The organism is Polynucleobacter sp. 35-46-11 (assembly GCF_002281105.1).
Genome location: NZ_NCFJ01000196.1, coordinates 1 through 4272, shown reverse-complemented (window position 1 = coordinate 4272; position 4272 = coordinate 1). Strand labels below are relative to the sequence as shown.

Sequence of the window (4272 nt, the reverse complement as noted above, 5' to 3'; positions counted from 1 at the left end):
TATGAGCACTTATGTTTGCCCTAGCTGTGGTCATGAAGAGCATATTTTTGGCACTGGCGGTGGCGAGAAAATGTGTCAAGAGTACGGCACAGATTTCTTGGGCGCTTTACCGCTCAATTTATCAATTCGTGAGCAAGCGGATGCTGGTTTGCCAACGGTAGTTGCTGATCCTGATAGCCCCATAAGCAATATCTATAAAACCATTGCAAGACAAGTTGCAATTAAAGTGGCTGCTCTTTCGAAAGATATGAGTAGCAAGTTTCCTAGCATTGTTGTTCAAAACACCTAATTACTGATGAAGTTCGCCGTCGTCATGCGTAAGCAAAAAGTCGATAACCCTTGGATTGATTTCCGTTGGGCGGCAACAGAGGTGCTTCCAGATTATGGCCAATTTTCTTCTTCTCACCCCCCTGAAAAAATCATGGGGCAGTTTCTAGGCAGGGATGAGCAAGGAGAGTCTTGGTTGTTTACCGGATACGAGCTCGATTTGTATCCTGATGATGCTGAGGGTTACTACCTCAATGTTTCTGCAACTTTTCCATGCTGGTTTGTTATGTGGCGCATGGAAGAGGATTTTGATCAATATATAGATGATCAATCCAAAACGCTCATTAGTTCGGAATCTAGCTTTCCAATTCCGCATCGTGTAGATGTGAGTTATAACGAAGCCGCCCACTTAATTGATAGTGGTGAAACAGTGGATAACATTCCCATGAATGATGAGCATGCTTCTTGGTTGCAGGGTTTTGTGAACCAGCATTTTCGGCCTGAGCCAAAAAAGAGGCATAAACCCGCATCCTTTAAAGGTGCCAATCGTTCTTCGGAGGATTGATGGAAAGCCGATTTTTAAGTCGATGGTCCCGCCTTAAATCGGGTAAAGCAGTTCAATCTGAGGAAGAGCTCGCACCATCGTCTCAGGCGGTTGAACCAAAAATTTCCACTGATGTTCAAGACCCCATTTCATCTGAAGAAGTCAAATTGCCTTCGCTTGATGATGTTGAGAAGATTGATGAGTTAGCTCCTGATTTCTCTGCGTTTATGCAGCCAGGCGTTGACCCAGGGGTTCAGCAGGCGGCATTAAAAAAAATGTTCTCTGATCCCCACTTCAACATCATGGACGGTCTTGATGAATATATTGATGATTATTCAAAGCCCAATCCTATTCCATTGGCCATGCTAAAGCGTATGGCCCAATCCGATATGCTGAGTATCTTTAGTAAAGCTGACGATCAAACTGTTACTGATATTACTACCACCGATTCATCTCATGCCCAATTAAGTGATCAAGATACCCATTCCACAGCTTTACCTAATTCTCCAGAGAGTCGTATAACATCGACCGCTGCAACTCCTGATGATGTGCAATTGAACCCTGTGCCCATGCCTGTGGATAAGAAATCGAGTTAAGAAGATTATTAATGAGCCAAAAATTAATTTGTAACTGCAATGGAACGATGCCTCTTGATTCAAGTAAATTGGGTGTCAAGATACACACTGCCTTATGTAGGCAAGAACTCAATTCGGTCGTGGATGCATTTAACGGCGATGATTCTCTTATCATTGCCTGCACGCAGGAAGGCGCCTTGTTTAATGAGTTGGCAGCGCAATCGGAAAAACCCTTAATTGCACCATTGCGTTTTGTAAATATTCGTGAGGTTGCTGGGTGGACACAGGAAGCTCTGTCATCTTCTCCAAAAATTGCTGCGTTGCTTGCCTTGGCTGATATGCCTGAGGCTGACCCTGTTCCGGTCATTAATTACGAGAGTCAAGGTCGCACATTAATTATTGGTGCTGGTGAGCAAGCCATTCCTTGGGCCGAACAGTTGGGTGATGTATTGGAAGTCTCTGTTCTCTGTACTGAACCAAGTCCGCTGCCATTATCAAGAGACTTTCCTATTTATTCTGGCTCAACAAACTCGATAGAAGGATATCTTGGGAATTTCACAGTGCAGTGGGAGTTAGAAAACCCCATTGATCCTGAGATGTGCACTCGCTGCGGTGCTTGTGTTGAGGTTTGTCCATCTGGCGCGATTAATGATTCATTTCAGATTGATTTAGATAAGTGCAAATCTCATCGCAAATGTATTACGGCCTGCGCCAGTATTGGTGCGATCAACTTTGATCGGGTTGAGCGTAATCGCACTGCTCAATTCGATTTAATTTTAGATTTACGTTCAAAGACTCATATGCGTATGAGTCAAACTCCTCAGGGTTATTTTGCTCCGGGTACTGATCCGCTGGAACAATCATTTGCTGCTAATAAGCTATTGAGTCTAGTAGGGGAGTTTGAGAAGCCCAAGTACTTTGCTTATAACGAAAAAGTTTGCGCCCATGGCCGTAACGGTAAAGTTGGTTGTAATGCTTGTATAGAGGTTTGTTCAACTGCAGCCATTAGTTCGCTTTTCAAAAATGGGCAAGGTACTGTTGAAGTTAATCCAAACTTATGTATGGGATGCGGAGCTTGCTCCACTGTATGCCCATCGGGTGCGATGCGGTATAACTATCCAAGCGTTTCACACCAGGGTAAAGAAATCAAAACTTTGGCAAATGTTTTTTCTCAAGAGTGCGCTAAAGAAAATAAATCTGTTAGTCCCGCGCTCCTGATACACACCCTGAAAGCTGGCACAAACCTAATCGATGCGCTTGGTCGCGCTGCCCATTTAAACCCAAGTCGATATGAAGGATTACCTTCCTACTTAATCCCCTATGGCGTTGAGCATATTGCCTCAACAGGAATCGACCTATGGTTAGGCGCATTGAGTTATGGCTTTAGTGAGGTTTACTTATTGTTGTCAGGTGAGCAAGATCCTGCTTATCAAGCTGCTTTGCAAACACAGACTGAGCTCTGCAATGCAATCTTGGCGGCATATGGCTTTGAAGCGCGCATCAGTTTGATCCATGCGGCTGCATCAGATGACATAGCCTCGGTTTCTTTGGTGATGGGTCAGTTGCGTCAACGTGGTCCACTTGCAGCAGTGTGTACCCCCGCTACTTTTGGTTTAAACAATCAGAAGAGAGAGACGATAGAAGCAGTTTTAGGTCATTTGGAAAAACAGGCAACAACAGCTTTGCCTGAGGCAGGCGCTCCTTTGCCGGCCTCCTCATTACTGGGCGGCTTAAATATCAACAAGGATGCATGTACGCTATGTATGTCATGTGTTGGCAGTTGCCCAGAAGGTGCGCTATTAGACAATCCGGACGAGCCTAAGTTGTCCTTTATAGAGAAGCAATGTGTTCAGTGCGGCATCTGTGTAACCGCTTGCCCTGAGCATGCTTTGAGCTTGATGCCACGCTTATTGAGCGTTGATCAAAGAAAGCAACGAGTTAATTTAAATGAGACCAAGCCTTTTCACTGCATTAGTTGTGGCAAGCCCTTTGGGACTCTCAAAATGGTTGACCTGATGTTGACCAAGCTTGGTACACATGCCGCCTTCTCTGGACCAGCAATGGAGCGCTTAAAGATGTGTAGTGATTGTCGCGTAGTAGATATGATGAAGAATGAAACATGAGTGAATTAGAAAAAGATCAGAAGATTGCAGAAGTGGGTGACGTTGGCTTGCCTGAAGATTTAGCCAGAGCTGACTTATATGGTTTGATAGCCCGCTTCTTTTTGTTACCCCCTGATCAGGAGCTGCTTGACCAGATAGCGGCATCTATCCCAGAGGGGCAGGGCAGTGCTGATGAAGCGCCACTTGCTCGACTATGGGATAACTTGGTGGAATTAGCTAAAAATAATCCTGCTCAAGCATGGAGAGATGAATTTGATGCGAACTTCATTAGCGTTGGTAAGCCAAATGTTGTTCTCAATGCATCTTTTTACTTGGCAGGACATCTCAACGAAAAGCCTTTGGTGGAGATTAGGCGCTCCTTAGACACATTTGGTCTTGAAGCTGCCGAGAATATTACTGAAACTGAAGATCACATCGCTGCCTTGTGTGAGGTTATGCGTTATCTCATCGCTGGTGACGATGTGGTGATTTCCAACCTGACAAATCAAAGGATCTTTTTTAATGCCCATATTCGTCCCTGGTATGACGAATTGTGCGATGCAATAGAAATAATTCCGGACATGCATTTATATCATTCAGTTGCTGCCTTGACCCGTGAATTCATGGCAATTGAAGCCCAAGGCTTCGATATGATTTGATATTGCATTGCATCATTTTTCTGTGATCAATTCACCGAAAATATATTTATTGTTATATATGCAAAAAATACAATTACCAATTACACTTTGACATAGATCAATTTGCACCACAAAGGAGTTTGCGA

5 protein-coding genes are annotated in these 4272 nt (G+C 44.1%); all 5 read left to right on the top strand.

Translation table 11 applies throughout. The annotated features are described in order from the left end of the window. The coding region (locus B7Y67_RS11625; protein WP_293598781.1) for a P-loop NTPase at positions 1 to 289 on the top strand (289 nt) is incomplete at its 5' end. Between the two features lie 6 nt (positions 290 to 295). Then, a complete protein-coding gene (locus B7Y67_RS11620) occupies positions 296 to 832 on the top strand; it encodes a DUF3305 domain-containing protein (protein WP_293598780.1) in 537 nt (178 codons plus the stop codon). Continuing rightward, positions 832 to 1407, top strand: coding sequence for a DUF3306 domain-containing protein (locus B7Y67_RS11615; RefSeq protein WP_293598779.1), 576 nt, complete (start codon positions 832 to 834; stop codon positions 1405 to 1407). Before B7Y67_RS11620 ends, B7Y67_RS11615 begins: the two co-directional genes overlap by 1 nt. 11 nt (positions 1408 to 1418) lie before the next feature. Beyond that, on the top strand, positions 1419 to 3509 hold the full coding sequence (locus tag B7Y67_RS11610) for a 4Fe-4S dicluster domain-containing protein (protein WP_293598778.1): 2091 nt from the start codon (positions 1419 to 1421) through the stop codon (positions 3507 to 3509). Continuing rightward, the gene (locus B7Y67_RS11605) at positions 3506 to 4147 is read left to right on the top strand and encodes a molecular chaperone (protein ID WP_293598777.1); all 642 of its coding nucleotides are present in this window, start codon (positions 3506 to 3508) and stop codon (positions 4145 to 4147) included. The genes B7Y67_RS11610 and B7Y67_RS11605 overlap by 4 nt, the downstream gene beginning before the upstream one ends. Positions 4148 to 4272 lie beyond the last annotated feature (125 nt).